The organism is Pedobacter sp., from assembly GCF_965227205.1.
Lineage (GTDB): Bacteria > Bacteroidota > Bacteroidia > Sphingobacteriales > Sphingobacteriaceae > Pedobacter.
In genome coordinates this window covers 448,326-471,575 of sequence record NZ_OZ245727.1, presented here as the reverse complement: position 1 = coordinate 471,575, position 23,250 = coordinate 448,326, and the positions used below count along the sequence as shown (strand labels likewise).

General features: G+C 37.7%; 11 protein-coding genes, 2 tRNA genes and 3 rRNA genes. 10 read left to right on the top strand and 6 right to left on the bottom strand.

Annotated features, from left to right (window positions below; all coding sequences use genetic code 11):
* Positions 1 to 3: 3 nt before the first annotated feature.
* The 9 genes from ACO05K_RS01810 to ACO05K_RS01770 all read left to right on the top strand — a co-directional run bounded on the left by ACO05K_RS01810 (position 4) and on the right by ACO05K_RS01770 (position 14,821).
* Positions 4 to 3,030, top strand: coding sequence for a tetratricopeptide repeat protein (locus ACO05K_RS01810; RefSeq protein WP_421942756.1), 3,027 nt, complete (start codon positions 4 to 6; stop codon positions 3,028 to 3,030).
* A gap of 4 nt (positions 3,031 to 3,034) precedes the next feature.
* The gene (locus ACO05K_RS01805; RefSeq protein WP_421942755.1) at positions 3,035 to 4,732 is read left to right on the top strand and encodes a hypothetical protein; all 1,698 of its coding nucleotides are present in this window, start codon (positions 3,035 to 3,037) and stop codon (positions 4,730 to 4,732) included.
* 51 nt (positions 4,733 to 4,783) lie between these two features.
* On the top strand, positions 4,784 to 6,220 hold the full coding sequence (locus ACO05K_RS01800; RefSeq protein WP_421942754.1) for a hypothetical protein: 1,437 nt from the start codon (positions 4,784 to 4,786) through the stop codon (positions 6,218 to 6,220).
* Positions 6,220 to 6,924 (top strand): MotA/TolQ/ExbB proton channel family protein, encoded by a 705-nt coding sequence (locus ACO05K_RS01795; protein ID WP_421942753.1) that lies wholly within the window; start codon positions 6,220 to 6,222, stop codon positions 6,922 to 6,924. Before ACO05K_RS01800 ends, ACO05K_RS01795 begins: the two co-directional genes overlap by 1 nt.
* The gene (locus ACO05K_RS01790; protein ID WP_421942752.1) at positions 6,924 to 7,325 is read left to right on the top strand and encodes an ExbD/TolR family protein; all 402 of its coding nucleotides are present in this window, start codon (positions 6,924 to 6,926) and stop codon (positions 7,323 to 7,325) included. The genes ACO05K_RS01795 and ACO05K_RS01790 overlap by 1 nt, the downstream gene beginning before the upstream one ends.
* Positions 7,325 to 8,140: an energy transducer TonB gene (locus ACO05K_RS01785; protein WP_421942751.1), complete on the top strand. Its 816-nt coding sequence runs from the start codon at positions 7,325 to 7,327 to the stop codon at positions 8,138 to 8,140. The genes ACO05K_RS01790 and ACO05K_RS01785 overlap by 1 nt, the downstream gene beginning before the upstream one ends.
* Before the next feature lie 140 nt (positions 8,141 to 8,280).
* Positions 8,281 to 9,573: a bifunctional folylpolyglutamate synthase/dihydrofolate synthase gene (locus tag ACO05K_RS01780; protein WP_421942750.1), complete on the top strand. Its 1,293-nt coding sequence runs from the start codon at positions 8,281 to 8,283 to the stop codon at positions 9,571 to 9,573.
* Positions 9,574 to 9,643: 70 nt separating this feature from the next.
* Positions 9,644 to 11,302 (top strand): alkaline phosphatase PafA, encoded by a 1,659-nt coding sequence (gene pafA / locus ACO05K_RS01775; protein WP_421942749.1) that lies wholly within the window; start codon positions 9,644 to 9,646, stop codon positions 11,300 to 11,302.
* A gap of 147 nt (positions 11,303 to 11,449) precedes the next feature.
* Positions 11,450 to 14,821 (top strand): methylmalonyl-CoA mutase family protein, encoded by a 3,372-nt coding sequence (locus tag ACO05K_RS01770; RefSeq protein ID WP_421942748.1) that lies wholly within the window; start codon positions 11,450 to 11,452, stop codon positions 14,819 to 14,821.
* A 53-nt stretch (positions 14,822 to 14,874) separates the two neighbouring features.
* On the opposite strand, the gene ACO05K_RS01765 is transcribed toward ACO05K_RS01770, so the two are convergent.
* The 6 genes from ACO05K_RS01765 to ACO05K_RS01740 all read right to left on the bottom strand — a co-directional run bounded on the left by ACO05K_RS01765 (position 14,875) and on the right by ACO05K_RS01740 (position 21,997).
* On the bottom strand, positions 14,875 to 15,855 hold the full coding sequence (locus ACO05K_RS01765) for an acyl-ACP desaturase (RefSeq protein ID WP_421942747.1): 981 nt from the start codon (positions 15,853 to 15,855) through the stop codon (positions 14,875 to 14,877).
* Between the two features lie 654 nt (positions 15,856 to 16,509).
* Positions 16,510 to 16,621, bottom strand: a 5S ribosomal RNA gene (gene rrf / locus ACO05K_RS01760).
* A gap of 145 nt (positions 16,622 to 16,766) precedes the next feature.
* Positions 16,767 to 19,643, bottom strand: a 23S ribosomal RNA gene (locus tag ACO05K_RS01755).
* 384 nt (positions 19,644 to 20,027) lie between these two features.
* Positions 20,028 to 20,101, bottom strand: a tRNA-Ala gene (locus ACO05K_RS01750).
* Positions 20,102 to 20,118: 17 nt separating this feature from the next.
* Positions 20,119 to 20,193, bottom strand: a tRNA-Ile gene (locus tag ACO05K_RS01745).
* A 282-nt stretch (positions 20,194 to 20,475) separates the two neighbouring features.
* Positions 20,476 to 21,997 (bottom strand): 16S ribosomal RNA (locus ACO05K_RS01740).
* The 16S, 23S and 5S rRNA genes sit together here with 2 tRNA genes alongside, the layout of an rRNA operon.
* A 497-nt stretch (positions 21,998 to 22,494) precedes the next feature.
* Between ACO05K_RS01740 and ACO05K_RS01735 the strand changes: the two genes are divergently transcribed.
* Complete coding sequence (locus ACO05K_RS01735) at positions 22,495 to 22,818, top strand: hypothetical protein (protein WP_421942746.1); 324 nt, start codon at positions 22,495 to 22,497, stop codon at positions 22,816 to 22,818.
* Positions 22,819 to 23,250 lie beyond the last annotated feature (432 nt).

The following is a 23,250-nucleotide window of genomic DNA, read 5'->3' as shown; positions in this document are numbered from 1 at the left end:
CTAATGAAAAAAAAATACCTACTGGTTCCGCTTTTATTAGCAGGAAGTTTTAGCACATACGCACAAGTAAGTGCAGTGCAAAACCTCAACAAAAACTATCAAACAGGTTTAGAATTACTATATAAAGAAAAATATACGGCAGCTTCTCAGCAATTTAAACTTGTAGAGCAAGTGCGTGTTAAACCTTCATCTCAATCTGAAAGTAACGCCGAACTAACTTTATTTAAAGAAAATGCTAAATTTTACGCTGCAGTTTGCGCTTTAGAATTAACCAACAGCGATGCAGAAAGTTTATTTCAGGCTTTTATTAGAGATTATCCGTTAAATCCAAATACCAAACTTGCTTATTTTTATGTTGGAAAAACTTATTTCAACCAAAAAAATTACAACAAAGCATTAGAATGGTTTGAAAAAACCGATCCCTCTACCCTTTCGGGCAAGCAAAGAAATGAATATCAATTTAAACAAGGATATTCTTATTTCCAGCTTAAAGATTATGAAAAAGCTGAACCTCTTTTCGAAAAAGTAAAGAAAGAAGAAGGTGAATTTCAGGAAAGTGCTACTTACTATTTCGCATACATAAATTACCTTAACAAGGAATACAAAACTGCTTTAGCAAACTTTGAAAAACTTAAAGGTTCTCCAACTTATGAGGCTAGTTATCCTTATTACATTACATCAATGTATTATCTTGATGAACGTTATGATGATGTAATTAGCTATGCTATACCTGCTATGCAGAAAACTAAACAGCAATTTGAACCAGAAATGTTGAGTTTGGTAGCGGCATCTTATTTTGCAAAATCTGAATTTAAGAGTGCAGAAAAGTATTTTGCTGATTTTTATTCGAAAGATAAGAATGAAACAAAAAATAACTTATTTATTTATCAATACGGATACTCTTTATTTCAAAATAAGAAGTATAAAGAGTCTGTTGCTGTATTAGAAAAGTTAAATACCGATGATGTATACCTTCAAAATGGTATGCATACTTTGGGTAAGGCTTTTATTCAGTTAAATAATAAAGAAAAAGCTCAAAGTGCATTTTTCCGTGCTTCTCGATTAGATTTCGACAAAATTATTCAGGAAGAATCGTGGTTGAACTATGCTAAACTTAGCTATGAGTTAAATTTCCACCAACAAGCTTTAGAAGCAACTCAGGGTTTCTTAAAGCAGTTCCCAAAATCCAGAAAAATTAACGAAGCTAAAACTTTATTAGGTGAGGTTTTATTAACCACAAAAAATTACCAGGCTGCTGTTGATATTTTAGAACCTATTCCGGATAAAAACCTTGAAGCAAAGGAAGCTTATCAAAAAGTAGCTTATTTCCGTGGATTGGAATTTTACAACGAAAGAGCCTTCCCTAATGCATTATCGATGTTTTTACGTTCAGAAAAATTTCCTGAAGATAACGAGATTAATGCTTTAAATACTTACTGGAAAGCCGAATCGATGTATGAACTTCGCAAATTCGGAGAAGCAGTTTCTACTTTCGAGAAGTTTTTGAAAATGCCTGATGCAAACAAAACCGGCGTTTATAATTTTGCAAATTATGCACTTGCTTATGCAGCATTTGAGGATGAAAAGTACAGTAAATCGGCAACGTATTTCGAACGCTTTTTATCTGGTAACGATAAAGACCAAAAAACAATTGATGATGCAACCATCCGTTTAGCCGACTCATATTTTGTGAATAAAAGCTATGGCGATGCGATGAATAACTATAATAAAATCATCAGCAGAAAAACCAGCGCTGAAGATTATGCGCTTTTTCAAAAAGGTATGATTCAGGGCTTGGAAAACCAATACGATACCAAGATTGCAACCATGCAGGCTTTGTTAAAACAGTTTCCAAATTCAAATTATGCAGATGATGCAGGATTTGAAACGGCTTACACTTATTTTAACAAAGGCGATTTCGATAAATCAAAATCAGATTTAGTAGCATTGGTAGCTAAATATCCACGTAGTAGTTACGTTCCAAAAGCTTTGGTAACCATCGGTTTGGTTCAGTACAATCAAGATCAGGATGATGCAGCGTTAGAATCTTTCAAAAAAGTAATTCGTGATTATCCAAGTGCCGATGAAGCTAAACAGGCAATGGAATCTATCAAGAATATCTACGTTGATAAAGGCGATGCGAATGGATTTATCTCTTACGCAGGCACAACTCCATTAGGAAATTATTCAAATAGCGAACAAGATAATATTGTTTTCGCGGCAGCAAATAATTTGTATTTAAAAGGTGATGCAAACGGTGCGTTTCAGGCTATTAATGCTTATTTCGATAAGTTTCCAAAACCAATACACGATAAAGAAGGAAAGTTTATCAGAGCAGAATCTCTTGTAAAAATGGGCCGTCCTGAAGATGCAATTAAAGATTACGAGTTTATTTTGAATGATTGGACAAGTGATTATACAGAAAGATCATTATTAAGTATCTCTAAGTTATTTCTTGATCAGAAAAAATACAACGAGGCAATTGTTTATTTGAAGCGATTAGAAACCACTACAGACTATAAAGCGCATTATTCTTACGCAATTAATAATTTGTTAAAAGCTTATACTGCCTTAAATGCTCCGGATGATATGCTTAAATATGCTCAGTTGACTAAAAGTTCTGAGAAAGCATCAGAAGAAGAGAAAAACAGTTCGGGTTTATTTGCAGGTAAAGCTTATTTATTAAAAGGTGATACTACAACAGCGGTTAAAGAGTTTAAAAATGTGGTTGCAACCACTAAAACAATTGCAGCAGCTGAAGCTAAGTACAACCTTGCTTTTTTAGAATACACAAAAGGTGATTACAAAACTTCAACCAAAACCTGCTTCGACTTGATAAATAATATGGCATCTTACGATTATTGGGTGGCAAAATCATTTATTCTGTTATCAGATAACTACGTAGCATTAAAAGATAATTTACAGGCAAAAAGTACGCTTTTGAGTATCATCGACAATTATGATAATAAGAACGATGATATTATACCAACAGCAAAGCAAAAATTAGAAAAAATAACTCCGAAGAAATAAAATTATGAAGTCGATTAAATATATATACAGCTCACTATTTTTTCTTTCTGCGGGATTAATGTCAGTACAAGCGCAGGAGAAAAAGCAGGAAGAGAAAGCTACTGTTAGTGAAGAAATTGAGGTTGTTCGTCCGTATAAACCTATTTTAGCAGAAGCGGTGAAATTGAGAAGAAGTCCGAATTTAGATGATGTAAAAACATACAAAGCCAGACTTAATTATAGCGTTACAGATAGAAAATTAGAAATTAACAGTGATATCCAAAAACTGCAAGCGCAGGCTTTAGTTGATGAAAAACAAACGGAATTAATTAATAACTACGTTAAAGGTGGTTTTGGTTCGCTTTCTACTTTACTAGGCGAAGTTTATGTTAATAATGGTAGAGATGAAGGTTTGCAGCTTGGTGGATATTTCAAGCATTTCAGTCAGGAAGGAAAACTAAATAAGCAAAATAGCAGTACACAACAAGCAAATTTATTTGGAAGAAGTATTTTAGAAGACAATACCGTTAGCGGCCGATTAAACTTTGAACGTAATGGTGTACATTTTTATGGTATTGATGATGCACGCCCAACTTTAAATCCAAACCCAGAAAAACAGGCTTTTACACTTATCGAAGCTGAAGGCGAATTGGTAAAAAACTATAAAGAATCTGAAACAGACTTCAGCTATGCTTTAAAAGCAAATGCCTATTTATTAAATGATAGATTTGAAGCCCAGGAGAGTTATATAACTTTGAATGGATATGTAAACAAAAGAATAAACTCGTTGAATTTAGGTTTGGCTGCTGCAACAGAATTTGGTAATACTAAAGATATTGCTACAAATATTGGAAATAACATTTTCCGACTAAACCCATACATCCGTTTGAAAGTTAAAGGCGCAAACGTAACTGCCGGAGTTAACTTGGTACAGGAATTTGGCACAAATAGCCGTTCAAGAGTTTTCCCTGCTGTAACAGCAGATTTCACTTTAATTCCGGATTATTTACAAGTGTTTGGAGAGGTTAAGGGTGATGTTAATCGTAACTCGCTTAAAGGTTTCTCTGATGAAAATCCATGGTTAAATACTAACGTGAACATTAAAAACACAGTTGAAAAATTAAGTATTAGCGCAGGTGTTAAAGGAACAGGTGGACCAGGTTTTGGCTATAAAGCTCGTTTCTACATTAAACAATTAGAAGACATGCCATTATTCGTAAACAACTTTGGCGAGTTTAATAAATTTGATGTGATTTACGATTTTGGAAAGGCAAAAATTACCGGATTAGAAGGTGAAATTTCAGTTCAGGTAAGTGATGCTTTAAAATGGACTGGTAAATTAAATGTTGATGATTACAAACCTGCGCAAGAAACATACAGCTGGTTTAAACCAGGTTTAAAAGTAAGTTCAAACTTAGTTTATAATTACAATAAAAAATTAAGCTTTAATGCTGGTGTTGTAATTCAAGATGATGTAAAAGCAAAAGTAAATGTTCAACAACCAGTTTCACCACTTTTATATGTAATTCCTAATCCATCAATCGAATCAATAGTAACGGTTAAGGGTTATGTAGATTTAGGTGTTGGTGCAGATTACCGCATTAACAATAAATTTTCAGTTTTTGCAAAAGCAAATAACTTACTAAATACTAACTACAGCAGATACTTATATTATCAGGTTAATGGTTTTAATATTTTTGGTGGCCTAACCTATTCTTTCTAACACATTAATTATATTGTGTTGAATTTAGAATAAAAAGCTAATTTTACCGGAATGGACATCTTATTATACCTTTCAGAACTCCTAAAGCAACAAAACTCAATTGGTGTAACCGATTTGGGTACCTTCTATAAAAAGAAATTTGCCGGAAGATACGACAAGGAGAAACAATCGTTTCTTCCTCCGGGATATACTTTGGAATTTACCTCAGAAGTAAAGGAAGAAGTTTTATTGGTAAACTATGTTGCTGAGAAAAGAAATATATCAAAAGAAAGTGCTGAATATTACATCTCTAAATTTGTTGAGGAAACAAATAATAAATTAGAGGTTGAACACGAAGCTGAACTTGAAAATATTGGTAGATTGTTTTTTACCGAGCATGAAGGATTAAGCTTTGAACCAGATGAAAATATTACTTTGGGTTCTAAGTACTATGGTTTACCAAAAGTTACAGAAACCCAACCAACTGAAGATAATGCTGTTGAGGAAGAGAATCTGAATACTGAAGAAAAATTAAGTCCTGAAAAGGAAGAAATAACTGAAGATGAGCAGGTTTACGATGAAATTGCTGAAGCGCCAACTCATCATCAAGAGGAAGTAAAAACTGAAAAGCCATTACCGGAAATTGAAAACATTGAGTTAGATGAGGTTAAGGATGATTTAAAAAATACCTTATCAAATAGCCCTAAAGTTGATGAAGTTGAAGTTCCTGAATTTATAAAGGAACAACATGAGGAGCATCCTAATCGCTTTGGCCATCAGCCAGAATCAGAAGAGCCTAAAACTTTTATAAATCTGGAAGAAGACCATGAAGTTGTAGAACCTGTAATAGAAGCGCCTGAGTTTATAAAAGAACAACATGCAGAACATCCTAATCGTTTTGGTCACGACCCGATGATTGAAGATGCAGTTGTAGAGGATGAAAAATCTATTTGGTCTAAAATTTGGATTGGCATAATTATTCTAATCATAATTGCCGGAATTGCCTATTTCGTAAAGCCAGAATGGTTTGGCGCAAAGGTTGATAATGCCTCAGATTCTATTGTTGTTGCTAAAGATACTGCAGCAGCACAGATTATCCCAGTTGATAGCGCTAAATTAAAACAAGATTCTATAACGAAAACCGATAGCATTTTAAAAGCAAATCAGGTAGAAAAAGCTATAGATTCTGCGAAGAAAACAAAAGTAGTCGGCGTTAAACCTCCAGCGGCTGTAAAAAATGAAACAGCTACAGTTGTTAATAACTCGGCAAACTCAACATTTGATGTAATTGCAGCTTCATTTCAATCAGAAACTAAAGCGAAAGTATTCATCAAACAAATGGAGAAATACGGACTTAAAGCAAAAATTGCAAACTTGCCAGGGAAATTAAAAAAAGTAAGTATTGCATCATTTAAAACTGAAGCCGAAGCACGCACACAAAGACCAGAACTGGCTAAAAAAATAAAAATTAAAGAACTAGATATAATTCAAGTAAACAACACACCATAATGATAACTTTATTAATTCAGGATACCACACAAGCATTACAAGACACAGCAAATGCGGTTAATCAAGCTTTAACACAACCTGCTGAAGAGCTACACTTTATCGATTTATTATTTAAAGGCGGATGGGTAATGGTTCCATTGGCATTTTTAGCTTTTCTTGCTCTGGTAATCTTTGTAGAACGCTATTTAACAATTAAAAAAGCAACCAAAGATGAATCAAATTTAATGGTTCAGATTAGACAGTATATTCAATCTGGTAACTTAGAAGGTGCGATGGCAATGTTAAGAAACAATAATTCGCCGCTTTCTCGCATGTTGCAAAAAGGCTTAAAAAGAATTGGTCGCCCGATAAAAGATATTGAAGGTGCGATTGAAAATGTTGGTAAGCTTGAAGTTTCTAAGCTTGAAAAAAACATCAGCATTTTAGGTATTGTTGCAGGTATTGCACCGATGTTGGGTTTCGTAGGTACAATTGTTGGGGTAATTACAATTTTCCACCAGGTGTCAATCAAAGGCGCTATCGAAATTGGAACAATTTCTGGTGGTTTATACACTAAAATGATTACATCGGCTACCGGATTAATTATCGGAATTATAGCTTATGTATTGTATCACATCTTAAACATTATGGTTGAAAAAATTATCCTTAAAATGGAAACTGATGCCATCGATTTTATTGATTTATTAGAAGAACCAAGTAAGTAATGAATTTAAGAAAAAGAACAAGAGGCTCTGTAGAAGTTCATACATCGGCATTAAACGATATTATGTTCTTCCTGATGCTATTTTTTCTACTGGCATCGGCGGTGGTAAATCCGCAGGTTGTAAAGTTATTGCTTCCACAATCTTCTAGCGGACAACAATCTACTGCAAAGAAAGCTGTAACAGTAAGTATAGACGAAAAGTTTAATTATTTCGTTGATAAAAAACCAGTTCCTGCTGAAGGATTACAATCTTCTATTGAAGCATATCAAAAGGTTGCTCCAGATATGACAATCATTTTATATGTTGCAAAGAATGTTCCTGCAGAAAACATAATGGTTGCGTACGATGTAGCAAACAAATTAAAATTAAAGCTTGTTTTAGCGGTAGAGCCTAAAAAATAATGAATACCACGGAAGAAAATAATTATCCAAAAGCCATTGCCATATCTACCGGAATTATGGGCGTTTTGCTTGCAATTAGTTTTCTAATTGTGATAAATTCTTTTGAACCGCCTGAAGAATTTGGAATGGGTGGTATGGTTGTAAATTACGGAACTTCTGCCGAAGGTATGGGCGATGATTACACAAGCATCGAAGAACCATCTGCAGATCCGAATGCAAATAATAAAGCGCCGGATAAAGTTGTGCCCGAAGAAAAAGTTACAGATAATACAACCGTTGAAACCGGAGATAAGGAAATTCAGACTCAAAGTACTGAAGATGCTATTAGTGTAAATACTAAACCTACAAAAACAGCAACCAAAACACCTACAACGGCTACAGAAGAAAAGCCAAGTCAACCTGTTGTTAACCAAAATGCTTTGTATAAAGGCAAAAAAAGTACCGGACAAGGCGGTGGAGATGGAACAGGAAATGTTGCAGGAAATCAAGGTTCGGTTAATGGAGATCCATTAGCTAATAATTATGGAGAAGGTGGTTCTGGTTATGGAAACACCCCTATTCCGTTAAGACGTTTTTCTAATTTGGTTACACCAAAAGATGATGGGCAAACTAGAGGAAAAATCGTTATAAGAATTAGTTTTAATAAATCTGGAAACATTACCAGTGCAAGGCAAGAACTAAAAGGCTCTACAATTACCGATACTGAATTGGTTAATAAATGTATACAGGCAATTATGAGTTCGAGTTTAAGCAAATCTGATATTGGAAATGAAAGTCAAACCGGAGTAGTTGTGTTTAACTTTAAGGTTAATTAAGTCATAATATTTTCTAAAAGGTCTGTATCTCACAGACCTTTTTTTTATCCGTGGTTTGTGTCTCACAAACCATTTTTCAATTATAATCTTTCCATTTAGTTTCATAATAAAAATTAGTCAGCCTATATTTGATAGTAATTATGAACTACCAGCAAACGCTTGATTTTTTATACAGTAAACTGCCAATGTTTACCAGAGTTGGGGCTTCGGCATTTAAAAAAGATTTAACAAACACACTTATTCTGTGTGAAGCGATTGGCAATCCTCAACATAAATTTAAAAGCCTGCACATAGCTGGTACAAATGGAAAAGGTTCTACATCGCACATGTTGGCTTCGGTTTTACAAGCTCAGGGCTACAAAACCGGGCTTTACACCTCTCCTCACTTAAAAGATTTTCGCGAGCGTATTCGCATTAACGGTAAAATGATGAGCAAAGCTGATGTAAAATCTTTTGTTCAGCTTAATAAAAAGTTAATCGAAGAGATTGAGCCTTCTTTTTTTGAAGTTACAGTTGCAATGGCTTTCGAACATTTTGCCAAAAATGAAGTAGACATTGCTGTAATAGAAGTTGGCTTAGGTGGAAGATTAGATTCTACTAACATCATCACACCAGAAATTTCTGTTATTACAAACATCAGTCTCGACCACACAAATATGCTGGGCAATACACTTGGCGAAATTGCTGGTGAGAAAGCCGGGATTATTAAAAAAAATGTTCCAGTAGTCATCGGCGAAACACAAGCTGAATCAGAACTGGTTTTTATCCGCAAAGCGAAAGAAGAGAATGCAGAAATATATTTTGCTGATAAAACGCTTACAGCCAATAACATCAAAGTTAAAAACAACTTACTTTCTTTAGATATTGAGTTTGAGAATACAGTTAAATATCAGAATCTACAATGCGATTTAACCGGGCTTTATCAGCCAAAAAATATTCTGGCAGTTGTTAAAACTGCAGAGGTATTGAATAACAGCCAATCAAAAATTAAAATATCTGAAACTGCGCTTTACCAGGGCTTAAGTAAAGTAAAAAAATCAACACAACTTCAAGGCAGGTGGCAAACATTAGGTAAAAATCCTTTAGTAATTTGTGATACCGGACATAATGAAGCAGGTGTTACTGAAGTAATTAAAAACATTCAAAATACAAAATACGGCAAACTTCATGTAGTTTTTGGTATGGTTAAGGATAAAGACATCACTAAAGTTTTATCGCTGATGCCAACAAATGCAACTTACTATTTTTGCAAACCAGACATAGAAAGAGGCTTAGATAGTGAAGAAATTAAGCAACAAGCCAAAGCCTTTAACTTGATTGGAAATAGCTTTAGTTCTGTAATTGAGGCCAAAGAAGCTGCCATTTCATCAGCAGAAAAAAATGATTTAATATTTATAGGTGGAAGCACTTTTGTAGTAGCCGAAGCGATATAAAAACTTTACAGAAACTTCAAAAGTTCTTCATTTTAAAATTATTACTTTTAGCCCTTTAAACTAAAATATAATGAAGAAAATTTCGTACTTATTTCTTTCCCTATCAGTACTATCTCAAACTTTTGTATCAGCCCAAACGAAAAAAGCACCAGTTGCGGCTGTTAAAGCATATCCTGCCGAAGTTGCACGACCAAAATTAGTTGTTGGTTTAGTTGTAGACCAAATGCGTTGGGATTACCTTTATCGTTTTTACAATCGTTATTCAAACGGAGGTTTTAAAAGATTAATTAACGAAGGTTTTTCTGTTGAGAATACTTTAATTCCTTATACGCCAACATACACTGCGGTTGGTCATACAACAATTTATACGGGTTCTGTTCCTGCCGTTCATGGAATTATTGGTAACGATTGGTACGATTCAGAAACTAAGAAAAATGTTTATTGTACCGAAGATTCTACAGTTGTAACTGTTGGAAGCAGCCCTTCTTCAGAAGGTAATATGTCGCCAAAAAACATGCTTACCACAACCATTACTGATGAGTTAAGATTAGCTACAAATTTTAAAGGAAAGGTTATTGGTATCTCATTGAAAGACAGAGGTTCAATTCTTCCTGCTGGTCATGCGGCTAATGCAGCTTATTGGTATCAAGGGAGTACAGGAAACTGGATTACAAGTTCATATTATATGAATGAAGTTCCAATGTGGATTGCCGATTATAATAAAATGAAGCTTGCAAATAAGTTCTATGCAAAAAATTGGGAAACCTTATATCCAATTAATACTTATACAAGTAGCACAGCTGATGAAAAAGCTTATGAAGGTAAAAACAGTACTTTCCCTCACCTGTTAACTCAAAATATTGATAAAAACTTTGATGCCATCAGAAGTACACCTTACGGTAACACCATTACCTTAGATTTAGCAAAACTTGCAATTTTATCAGAAGATTTAGGACAAGACAACATTACAGATTTCCTTGCAGTAAGTTGTTCTTCAACAGATTATGTTGGTCATGCTTACGGACCAAATTCAGTAGAGCTTGAAGATACTTATTTACGTTTAGATAAAGATTTCGAAGATTTTTTTAATTATTTAGATAAAAAAGTTGGTAAAGAAAATTATACAGTGTTTTTAAGTGCAGACCATGCAGTTGCTCACGTTCCTGGCTTTATGAAAGAAAACAAACTTCCGGCAGGTATTGTAAGCGATAGAGATATTGTTTTCAAATTGAATGCATTCTTGAACGAAAAATTCAAAGTAAATAATGTGGTATTAAAATCGATGAACAATCAAATCCACTTTGACCATGATAAAACGGATAACTTAAACGTAAGTTTCGATGTAATTAAAGCCGCTTCAATCGAATTCTTAAAAAGATTGGATGGATTTGCAAACGTGGTTGATGTATCAAGAGTTTCTTTAGCAACATTGCCTGAAGTTCAAAAACGAATGATTACAAATGGTTATAACGCCCGCAGAAGTGGCGATTTATACTACATTTTAAATCCAAACTGGTTTAATGGAAGCAGTACAGGTACAACACATGGCAACTGGAATCCTTACGACGCTCATATTCCTTTAGTATTTATGGGTTGGGGAATTAAACCTGGTGCTACAAATAAAACACATTACATGACAGATATTGCGCCAACAATAGCTGCCCTTCTGCATATACAAATGCCTAATGGTAATGTTGGAGAGCCAATAACAGAAATCACAAATAAATAATTTATAGCCACCTTTCGAGGTGGCTTTTTTATTTATAATGAGTATCAATTCTAATAATAAAACAATCACATAGCAAGTAATTCTTACATTTGCATACACCAGATATAATTTGAAAAAAGCTAATTCTTTTTTCTAAAACACTGCAATATGCAACAAGTAGAAATATACAAACCCAATAATAAAATTCGTTTCGTTACAGCTGCCTCGCTTTTTGATGGGCATGATGCCACCATTAACATCATGCGTAGAATATTACAATCTTCAGGCGCAGAGGTTATACATTTAGGTCACAACCGTTCAGTTGATGAAGTTGTGAATTGCGCTATTCAAGAAGATGTTCAAGGTATAGCAATGACTTCTTATCAAGGCGGACATATTGAGTACTTTAAATACATGTTCGATTTGCTTCAGGAACGTGGCTCTGGACATATCAAAATCTTTGCTGGTGGCGGTGGTGTTATTCTTCCATCAGAAATTGAAGAACTAGAGGCTTACGGTATTTCTAAAATCTATTCTCCTGATGATGGCAGAAGAATGGGCTTGCAGGGAATGATTAACGATATGCTGCACAAAACAGATTTTGTTACAAAATCTGAAATTGTAAATGAACTGCAAACCATCCCTAACAAAGATATTAAAGCAATAGCAGGCGCTATTACGGTTGCAGAAAACGATCCGGAAGGTGCTCAGAATTTTGTAGATGAGTTAAAAAAACTATCAAATAACAATAGTGCACCAATTTTAGGTATCACCGGAACAGGTGGTGCAGGAAAATCTTCTTTGGTTGATGAATTGGTAAGGCGCTTTTTAATCGAAGTAAAGGATAAAACATTAGCCATTATTTCAGTCGATCCATCAAAACGAAAAACTGGTGGCGCATTACTTGGAGATAGAATCCGTATGAATGCGATTAATAATCCACGGGTTTACATGCGTTCATTAGCAACCAGACAAGCAAATCTAGCATTGTCTAAAAATGTTCAGGAAAGTATTGATATATGTAAAGCGGCCGGTTATGATTTAATTATTGTTGAAACTTCTGGTATCGGACAATCAGATACTGAAATAACCGAACATTGCGATGTATCATTATATGTTATGACACCAGAATTTGGTGCAGCAACGCAGTTGGAAAAAATCGACATGTTAGATTTTGCCGATTTAGTCGCTATAAACAAATTTGATAAACGTGGTGCATTGGATGCATTAAGAGATGTAAGAAAACAATATAAGCGCAACCACAATATCTTCGATGCAAAAGATGAAGAAATTCCTGTTTTTGGAACCATGGCATCTCAGTTTAACGATCCTGGAATGAATAATCTATTTGTTGCCTTAATGGAACAAATTAAAATCAAAACAGGAACAGATTTTCAGGCGAAGATGGAACTGACGTCGGAGCAATCTGAAAAAATCTACATTATTCCACCTGATAGGATTCGTTATTTAGCAGAAATTGCAGAAACCAGCCAAACTTATAACGAATGGGTTGATAAGCAGAGTAAAATTGCCAGAAAAATGTATCACCTAAAAGGTGTTATTGATTTAGCTGATGAAAATAAAAACCTGGAGATTGGTACTGGTTTAGCAGAAGCTTATACATTTTTTGAAGAGCAATTAGATGGCGAATGCAAAAGATTACTTCGCCAATGGCCAGAAACTAAAAAAAGTTATAAAGAAGAGTTTTTCATTTATAAAGTTAGAGACAAAGAAATCAAGCAACCGCTTTATTACGAATCGCTATCAAAACTGAATATTCCGAAGGTTTCCTTACCAAGATATGAAGACTGGGGCGATATATTGAGATGGTTACTTACAGAGAATCTTCCCGGAGAATTTCCGTATGCAGCTGGAGTGTTTCCTTTGAAGCGAGACGGTGAAGATCCAACAAGGATGTTTGCAGGAGAAGGTGGTCCGGAACGTACAAACAAAAGATTTCACTATGTGTCTTTAGGCCAACCTGCTCACCGACTTTCAACAGCCTTCGATTCAGTTACACTATATGGTGAAGACCCGCACATTCGTCCCGATATTTATGGTAAAATTGGAAATTCAGGAGTAAGTATTGCTACTCTTGATGATGCCAAAAAACTTTATTCTGGGTTCGATTTATGTGCGCCATCAACTTCTGTTTCAATGACAATAAATGGTCCAGCTCCAATGTTGTTAGGCTTTTTCATGAATGCAGCCATTGATCAGCAATGCGAAAAGTATATTATTGAAAATGGATTAGAAAAAGAAATTAATGATAAAATCGATTCCATTTACAAATCAAAAAACATCTCAAGACCTACATACAGTGGCAAACTTCCCGAAGGAAATAATGGTTTAGGATTAATGCTTTTAGGCATCACCGGAGATCAGGTTTTACCAGCAGAAGTTTACTCAAAAATTAAGGCATTTGCCATTAGTTCGGTTCGTGGAACAGTTCAGGCCGATATTTTGAAAGAAGACCAGGCTCAAAATACTTGCATATTCTCTACAGAATTTGCCTTAAGAATGATGGGCGATATACAAAAGTATTTTATTGATGAGAAAGTTCGCAACTTCTATTCAGTTTCTATTTCAGGATATCATATTGCCGAGGCTGGCGCAAACCCTATTTCTCAGTTAGCATTTACTTTAAGTAATGGATTTACATTTGTAGAGTATTATTTAAGTAGAGGGATGAATATTGATGATTTCGCACCAAACCTTTCGTTTTTCTTCTCAAATGGAATCGATCCGGAATATGCTGTTATTGGTCGAGTGGCAAGGAGAATTTGGGCCAAAGCCATTAAAAACAAATATAAAGGAAATGATAGATCGCAAAAGCTAAAATATCATATTCAAACTTCTGGACGTTCTTTGCATGCTCAGGAAATAGATTTTAATGATATCCGTACCACATTACAAGCATTATATGCCATTTATGATAACTGTAATTCCTTGCACACAAATGCTTATGATGAAGCCATTACTACACCTACCGAAGAATCAGTTCGCAGAGCGATGGCAATTCAGCTTATCATTAATAGAGAATTAGGATTGGCGAAAAATGAAAATCCTTTGCAAGGCGCATTCATCATCGAAGAATTAACTGATTTAGTTGAAGAAGCAGTTCTAACAGAATTCAAAAGAATAAACGATCGTGGAGGTGTTTTAGGTGCAATGGAAACCATGTATCAGCGAGGAAAAATTCAGGAAGAAAGTTTGTACTACGAAACCCTCAAACATACAGGCGAATATCCAATTGTAGGTGTAAATACATTTTTAAACAAAAACGGTTCTCCAACAATTGTTCCAGGTGAAGTAATTCGTGCAACCGAAGAAGAAAAGCAGTATCAAATTGAAACTTTAAAATTATTTCAAACTCGCAATGATGATAAATCTGATGAGATTTTGAAACAATTGCAAAAAGCAGCCATTAAGGGAGATAATATTTTCGAACAGTTAATGGAAGTTTGCAAAATTTGTTCTTTAGGACAAATAAGCAACGCACTTTATCAAGTTGGTGGTCAATACAGAAGAAACATGTAACAAAAAAAAGCCACGATTTAATCGTGGCTTTCAAATATTATTTTAGCTTTAATTTAACCAGCAATCCAGCTAAATTTATAATCAATCGTTGGGTTTTTCATGCGTTCCGCAACTCTTAAAAGCCTTGATGGTAAATTCATAATATAATCACGGGCTTTTTCACCAGCTTCATCTAAATCACGCATACCTTCAATTTTCCAATCTTCAATCAACTGTTGCATAATCTCAACATAATCAACTGCAGTATAAACACCCAATCTTTGAGCTGCATCAGTAAAATGACCAAAAGTTTGTCCAATTTTTAAACCAACCTCACGTAAGAAGTGAGCCGGCATTACAATTTTTTTACGCATCATATCCTCAAAAGCAATCATCGCTTCATTCGGATCAACCTCAAAAATTCTGTTCATAAAATCTTTGTAAGCTTTAGCATGACGAGCCTCATCCGAAGCAATTACACCACACATTTTTGATAATAAAGTATCACCATCTTTCTTAGCTAAAGATGCTACTCGTCTATGCGAAATGTTTGTTGCTAACTCTTGAAAAGAAGTATAGATAAAATTTCTGTAAGGGTCGTGTCCAGTACCAATATCAAAACCATCAGCAATAAGATATTGAGTAGAAATTTCCATTTGGCGCATATCCACACGACCAGAAAGATATAAGTATTTATTCAGCAAATCACCGTGTCTGTTTTCTTCAGCAGTCCAGTGCCTAACCCACTTCATCCAACCACCTTCTTCATTACCACTATGTCCATCAACCATGGCCAACCACGATTCGTATGTTGGTAAAGCTTCCTCAGTTATCGTATCGCCAATTAACACGGCAACTAAATCGTAAGAAAGATCCTTAGCATTTTCACGTAAATTTCTTATATCCTGATAAAAAGTTTCACTTGTAGAATCAGGTAAGAAATCAGATGGTTGCCAATTTGTATCAATTGGCTTTAGGTAACTGTCCATAGATTCAAGCATATATCTTTCAATATGCGTCATTACTTCCCTTCTCTTATCTGCAAAAAAACTCATTCTTATATCTTATATATTGTTGCTTCCAAAGATAACCAAATATTATGGCAAACCTTACAATATTAACACAATTGACTAGAATCAGTTTTAAATGTTACTAAAATCACATTTTGAAGTTCTAACAAACTAACTTTAATATAATTTTTACCAAACGAAAGCTATCCTTTCATAGCTTCTTCAGTCCTGCTGTCATTACAATCTTTTCGGTGATTGGATTAGAAGTTATAGAAAAGCCTGTGAACCCAAAAAGGATTTCCACTTCCATCAGGTTTAGCTGGCAGTGTCTGGTGCTTCGATGACAACCTTGAAACCTCAAAGCAGATTAAACAATTCTTCTGCACTAACACTTAGCTGCCCTTAGATGTCTTAGGTGGTAAAACAATCTGCACCTTATTTGAAATCCCCTTTAATCCGCGTTTTTTATCTGTGCCAATCTGCGGGAAATAAATAGTCAGTATTGCATTACGAAGTATTTAAATATACTTATTCAGAGCTGTCTACCTGAATGGTTGTATTGTAGATAGTCAGCTGTACTAGCAATTTCTACTTTCAACTTTAGCCTTTCCGCTCTTTGCTCCAAGCTCCATGCGCTCTGCCAAAAGGTTATAAACAAAGAAAGCCTTGCAACAATTGTTACAAGGCTCTTCTTTTAAGATTTGGCACCGACCTACTCTCCCACGTGTTACCGCAGTACCATCGGCTCTGGTGGGCTTAACTTCTCTGTTCGGAATGGGAAGAGGTGGACACCACCGATATAGGCACCTAAATGTTTTTAATTGTAGTTGGTTAGTTGGTTGGTTGTTTTGTTGTTTAGAATCCAAACAACTAAAAAACGATAAACCAAATACCCAAAACAAATGACATATTATTGAAAGAAGTTAAGTTTTGAAGAACAAACAACAGTCTGTTTGCTTTGAAAGCTTCGGATGATTAGTATTACTCGACTATGCTGTCACCAGCTTTACATCTATAACCTATCAACGTAGTCATCTTCTACGGTCCTATATGGAATTCTCATCTCGTGGCTAGTTTCGCACTTAGATGCTTTCAGCGCTTATCTATTCCCAGCGTAGCTACTCTGCAATGCCCCTGGCGGAACAACAGATTCACTAGAGGCTAGTCCAACCCGGTCCTCTCGTACTAAGGTCAGCCCCACTCAAAATTCCTACGCCCACAACAGATAGGGACCGAACTGTCTCGCGACGTTCTGAACCCAGCTCGCGTGCCACTTTAATCGGCGAACAGCCGAACCCTTGGGACCTTCTCCAGCCCCAGGATGTGACGAGCCGACATCGAGGTGCCAAACCTCCCCGTCGATATGAGCTCTTGGGGGAGATCAGCCTGTTATCCCCAGCGTACCTTTTATCCTTTGAGCGATGGCCCTTCCATGCAGAACCACCGGATCACTATATCCGTCTTTCGACCCTGATCGACTTGTAGGTCTCACAGTCAAGCAAGCTTATGCTATTGCACTCCTCATACGGTTACCAAGCGTATTGAGCTTACCTTTGAAAGCCTCCGTTACCTTTTTGGAGGCGACCACCCCAGTCAAACTACCCATCAAACAATGTCCTCCACTTAGTGGAGTTAGACACCGAATACAGAAAGGGTGGTATTTCAACGTTGACTCCACGACGCCTGGCGACGCCGCTTCATAGTCTCCCACCTATCCTACACATCCTGTACCCAATGTCAATGTTAAATTGTAGTGAAGGTGCATGGGGTCTTTCCGTCCCGTTGCGGGTACCCGGCGTCTTCACCGGGACCACAATTTCACCGAGCTCATGGCTGAGACAGCGCCCAGATCGTTACACCATTCGTGCAGGTCGGAACTTACCCGACAAGGAATTTCGCTACCTTAGGACCGTTATAGTTACGGCCGCCGTTTACTGGGGCTTCGATTCAATGCTTCTCCTTGCGGATGACATCCCCTCTTAACCTTCCAGCACCGGGCAGGTGTCAGGCCTTATACTTCATCTTTCGATTTTGCAAAGCCATGTGTTTTTGTTAAACAGTCGCCTGGGCCTTTTCACTGCGGCTGACATTACTGCCAGCGCCCCTTCTCCCGAAGTTACAGGGCCATTTTGCCGAGTTCCTTAGCCATGATTCACTCGAGCACCTTAGAATCCTCTTCCCGGATACCTGTGTCGGTTTGCGGTACGGGTTTTTATAACCTGAAGCTTAGCGGTTTTTCTTGGAAGTCTGTTTACCTGCTCTATCCACTCATCCGAAGACTCGCGGTACTATTAGTTTTCAGCTAGGTCGGCGGATTTGCCTACCGTCCTAATACCTACAACCTTTAACGAACTATTCCGTCAGTTCGCGGCAGTGTCACTACTCCGTCCCCACATCGCAGTTATAAAAAGTACTGGAATATTAACCAGTTGTCCATCGAATATCCCCTTCGGGTTCTCCTTAGGTCCCGACTAACCCTGATCCGATTAGCGTTGATCAGGAAACCTTATCCTTTCGGTGGGCAGGTTTCTCGCCTGCCTTATCGTTACTTATGCCTACATTTGCTTTTCTATACACTCCAGCACCCATTACCAGATACCTTCACTGTATATAGAATGCTCCCCTACCGATATATTTCAATCCCATAGCTTCGGTGATACACTTAATGCCCGTTTATTATCCATGCCCGATCGCTCGACTAGTGAGCTGTTACGCACTCTTTAAATGAATGGCTGCTTCCAAGCCAACATCCTAGCTGTCTGTGCAATCGGACCTCGTTAGTTCAACTTAGCGTACACTTGGGGACCTTAGCTGATGGTCTGGGTTCTTTCCCTCTCGGCGCGTGACCTTAGCACCCCGCGCCTCACTGCAGATCATATTTCATAGCATTCGGAGTTTGTCTGGATTTGGTAGGATTTGACTCCCCCGCACCCAATCAGTAGCTCTACCTCTATGAAACTTAATATCCACGCTGTTCCTAAAAACATTTCGGGGAGTACGAGCTATTTCCCAGTTTGATTAGCCTTTCACCCCTACCCACAGATCATCCGGAAACTTTTCAACGTTTATCGGTTCGGTCCTCCAGTACGTGTTACCGCACCTTCAACCTGTCCATGGGTAGATCACAAGGTTTCGCGTCTACCTCCTCTGACTATACGCCCTATTCAGACTCGCTTTCGCTTCGGATCCGTGTCTTAAACACTTAACCTTGCCAGAGAAGAGTAACTCGTAGGCTCATTATGCAAAAGGCACGCCGTCACGCAACTTGTACGCTCCGACCGCTTGTAAGTGCACGGTTTCAGGTTCTATTTCACTCCCCTGTTCGGGGTTCTTTTCACCTTTCCCTCACGGTACTGGTTCACTATCGGTCTCTCAGGAGTATTTAGCCTTACCGGATGGTGCCGGCAGATTCCCACAAGGCGTCTCCGACCTCGCGGTACTCAGGATACTACTAGGCTAACATTCTATACGTGTACTGGGCTATCACCATGTATCGCCGGGCTTCCCATCCCGTTCCACTTCTGTTTGTTAATACCACATCGTAGTCCTACAACCCCCACTTTGCCGTAACAAAGTAGGTTTGGGCTCTTTCCCTTTCGCTCGCCACTACTCAGGAAATCATTATTATTTTCTCTTCCTCTGCTTACTTAGATGTTTCAGTTCGGCAGGTTTGCTCATTATATGTGACTGGTCTTCAACCAGCCGGGTTGCCCCATTCGGAAATCTTCGGATTAATTCCTATTTGCAAATACCCGAAGCTTATCGCAGCTTATCACGTCCTTCATCGCCTCTGAGAGCCAAGGCATCCCCCGTGTACTCTTTCTTACTTTCTTCTACTTATACGCCTTTTGCGCCGTATAGTATGCTTTTTTTGCTCTTGTTATGATGTCTCATACCATTCATCTGATTGCTCATTTGAGTGGTGAACACAAACACAACAGTCGCCTATTGTTGTTTGCTCTTCTTTTTTAACTTCTTCCAATATGTCAAAGAACTTTTCAATCCCCGCTTAAAGTATTAATACCTTTAGCTATTTGCGCAAACCTTTTGTACCAGGTTCGGGTGATGAGTAAAAAACTGCGGGCTCGAACCGTTTCTTGTGCCCCTATGGCGCTTTTTCTTTTCTTCAGTTATGTCAATGTAGTTTACCTATCCCGGTAATTCTATTATGTTTTTTAAAAGCTTTCTGCTTTTCTCTTTAAGCTTATCGCTTATTGTGGAGAATAACGGAGTCGAACCGTTGACCTCCTGCGTGCAAGGCAGGCGCTCTAGCCAGCTGAGCTAATCCCCCAAAGGATTTGATTATTGTAGTCCCGTCCAGATTTGAACTGGAGACCCCTACATTATCAGTGTAGTGCTCTAACCAGGCTGAGCTACGGGACTATTTGATTTTAGATTTATTGATTGACGATTTTAGATTTGTATATCGCTACAGCATTCGTAAATCGTAAATCAAAATTCGTAATTCAATTTAATCTCGCCTCTCAAAGATTCGTTAGTGCAACTAAGTGCTTCAATCTTTTGGGTGTTTCTTCTTTTAGTGTCTTAGTTATTTCGTTGGTTTGTTATTTAGTCTTACGTTTTATCAACGTATAACTTATAACTCATCAACCTATAACTTATTAGAGTATCATGTTGCGCAGCGAGTAGTCAACTCTGCTCCAGAAAGGAGGTATTCCAGCCGCACCTTCCGGTACGGCTACCTTGTTACGACTTAGCCCCAGTTATCGGTTTTACCCTAGGACGCTCCTTACGGTTACATACTTTAGGTACCCCCAACTTCCATGGCTTGACGGGCGGTGTGTACAAGGCCCGGGAACGTATTCACCGCGTCATTGCTGATACGCGATTACTAGCGAATCCAACTTCATGGGGTCGAGTTGCAGACCCCAATCCGAACTGTGAATGGCTTTGTGAGATTCGCATACTATTGCTAGCTAGCTGCCCTCTGTACCATCCATTGTAGCACGTGTGTAGCCCCGGACGTAAGGGCCATGATGACTTGACGTCGTCCCCTCCTTCCTCTCTGTTTGCACAGGCAGTCTGTTTAGAGTCCCCATCATTACATGCTGGCAACTAAACATAGGGGTTGCGCTCGTTGCGGGACTTAACCCAACACCTCACGGCACGAGCTGACGACAGCCATGCAGCACCTAGTTTCGTGTGATTGCTCACTTATTCATCTCTGAATAATTCACTAACTTTCAAGCCCGGGTAAGGTTCCTCGCGTATCATCGAATTAAACCACATGCTCCTCCGCTTGTGCGGGCCCCCGTCAATTCCTTTGAGTTTCACTCTTGCGAGCGTACTCCCCAGGTGGAATACTTAACGCTTTCGCTTAGCCGCTAACTGTATATCGCTAACAGCGAGTATTCATCGTTTAGGGCGTGGACTACCAGGGTATCTAATCCTGTTTGATCCCCACGCTTTCGTGCCTCAGCGTCAATAAAACCATAGTAAGCTGCCTTCGCAATCGGTGTTCTGAGACATATCTATGCATTTCACCGCTACTTGTCTCATTCCGCCTACCTCTAGTTTATTCAAGCCCATCAGTATCAAAGGCACTGCGATAGTTGAGCTACCGTCTTTCACCTCTGACTTAACAGGCCGCCTACGCACCCTTTAAACCCAATAAATCCGGATAACGCTTGGATCCTCCGTATTACCGCGGCTGCTGGCACGGAGTTAGCCGATCCTTATTCTTCTGGTACATTCAGCTCTCTACACGTAGAAAGGTTTATTCCCAGATAAAAGCAGTTTACAACCCATAGGGCAGTCTTCCTGCACGCGGCATGGCTGGTTCAGAGTTGCCTCCATTGACCAATATTCCTTACTGCTGCCTCCCGTAGGAGTCTGGTCCGTGTCTCAGTACCAGTGTGGGGGGTCATCCTCTCAGATCCCCTAGTCATCGTCGCCTTGGTGGGCCGTTACCCCGCCAACTAGCTAATGACACGCATGCCCATCTTAATCCTATAAATATTTGAACATTGAGTAATGCTACTCTGTGTTTTTATGCGGTGTTAATCCGAATTTCTTCGGGCTATCCCCCTGATTAAGGTAGGTTGCATACGCGTTACGCACCCGTGCGCCACTTTCGATAAAAGCAAGCTCTTATCTATCGTTCGACTTGCATGTATTAGGCCTGCCGCTAGCGTTCATCCTGAGCCAGGATCAAACTCTCCATTGTAAAATGTGTTGTAAGATTCTGACCAGTTTTAACTATCGTTAAAAATAGTCTTCTTTTTTTTAATTATGTCTGTCAGACATTGACTTTAAAATCAAGCTTCGGTACTCTGTACTTGAATCCGTACTTCATTACCCCGCTTGCGCTACATTGACATCTCTTTTAAGAACTTATTCGGCTCGGTACCTCGCGGCGGCCTTTTATATATCTTCGGGTTTCAGTTTCAGATGGTCTTATTCGTCCTTCTTCAGTTTCTTCCGTTTCAATCTTGTTTTTATCTTCTTCCCGACATCCGCCGTTCTGATTTTTTTTACCCTTCCTTTCGGTTGGGAGTGCAAAGGTAAGAATCTTTTTTTAACTTCCAAATAAAATAAATTTTATTTTTTCGCCGCCTTTTTCTTCTTAATCCCTCTCTTCAATATTTGTCCTTTTCAGGACGCCTGCTTCCTTCCGAAGCGGGTTGCAAAAGTAGAAAACTTTTATCAATCACCAAATTTTATTTGAAAATAATTTCTAGTGATTTCAGTCTCTCATTCTCAACCCCTCTTCCTCCGAAGCGGGTTGCAAAAGTAGAAAAATTATTGGTTTGTGAAAAGCCTGCACCGCTTTTATTTTACTTATTGTATATAAGTACATGGATTTCAGCGAGAAAAAATCATGCCCCTATAAAACTTTTTAACCGCAAAGTTTGTTTCACGGGGTTTTCTTCGTTTGAAAAAGCTGTTTTTGTGTTACGCTTAAAGGCTTTCCCGCCGATTTACTCAGATAAATATCGCAGATTGAAGAAGATTTCTTTGCTTCGAAAACAAGTTTTTACCATCTAAGACAGCTTAGAACAGCTAAGTAAGGCATAATTTTGAGTTGGGTTGCTCTGATACAGGTTAATATTTCAACTTTCAAACGTTCCAACAATAGAACATTTTACCATCTAAGACATCTTAGAACAGCTAAGTAAGACATAATTTCGAGTTGGGTTGCTCAATGCTGGTTAACATTTCAAATTCAAACATTCAATAATGGAACAATTCAACAAAATCAATGCTATTTCTAAATATTCATTATCTTTACATATTCGAAAGGATTGGCCAATCCACCAAAGTTATTCTACCAGTTACTGGATAAGACAACTAAATATCAACTCCACCTCAAGTCCGCATCAAGTCCATGTCATGTCCGTGTTCAATACTTATATGAGCCCATCATTCGCCTAGTCTGAATCCATTCTTCGCTAATGATATCATATATTAAGAAAAATG

What these genes read in the sequence shown, in the direction of transcription:
- ACO05K_RS01795 (WP_421942753.1), top strand. Translation starts at nt 6,220, where the DNA reads ATGATAACTTTATTAATTCAGGATACCACACAAGCATTACAAGACACA.
- ACO05K_RS01790 (WP_421942752.1), top strand. Translation starts at nt 6,924, where the DNA reads ATGAATTTAAGAAAAAGAACAAGAGGCTCTGTAGAAGTTCATACATCG.
- pafA (WP_421942749.1), top strand. Translation starts at nt 9,644, where the DNA reads ATGAAGAAAATTTCGTACTTATTTCTTTCCCTATCAGTACTATCTCAA.
- ACO05K_RS01770 (WP_421942748.1), top strand. Translation starts at nt 11,450, where the DNA reads ATGCAACAAGTAGAAATATACAAACCCAATAATAAAATTCGTTTCGTT.
- ACO05K_RS01785 (WP_421942751.1), top strand. Translation starts at nt 7,325, where the DNA reads ATGAATACCACGGAAGAAAATAATTATCCAAAAGCCATTGCCATATCT.
- ACO05K_RS01805 (WP_421942755.1), top strand. Translation starts at nt 3,035, where the DNA reads ATGAAGTCGATTAAATATATATACAGCTCACTATTTTTTCTTTCTGCG.
- ACO05K_RS01780 (WP_421942750.1), top strand. Translation starts at nt 8,281, where the DNA reads ATGAACTACCAGCAAACGCTTGATTTTTTATACAGTAAACTGCCAATG.
- ACO05K_RS01810 (WP_421942756.1), top strand. Translation starts at nt 4, where the DNA reads ATGAAAAAAAAATACCTACTGGTTCCGCTTTTATTAGCAGGAAGTTTT.
- ACO05K_RS01800 (WP_421942754.1), top strand. Translation starts at nt 4,784, where the DNA reads ATGGACATCTTATTATACCTTTCAGAACTCCTAAAGCAACAAAACTCA.
- ACO05K_RS01765 (WP_421942747.1), bottom strand. Translation starts at nt 15,855, where the DNA reads ATGAGTTTTTTTGCAGATAAGAGAAGGGAAGTAATGACGCATATTGAA.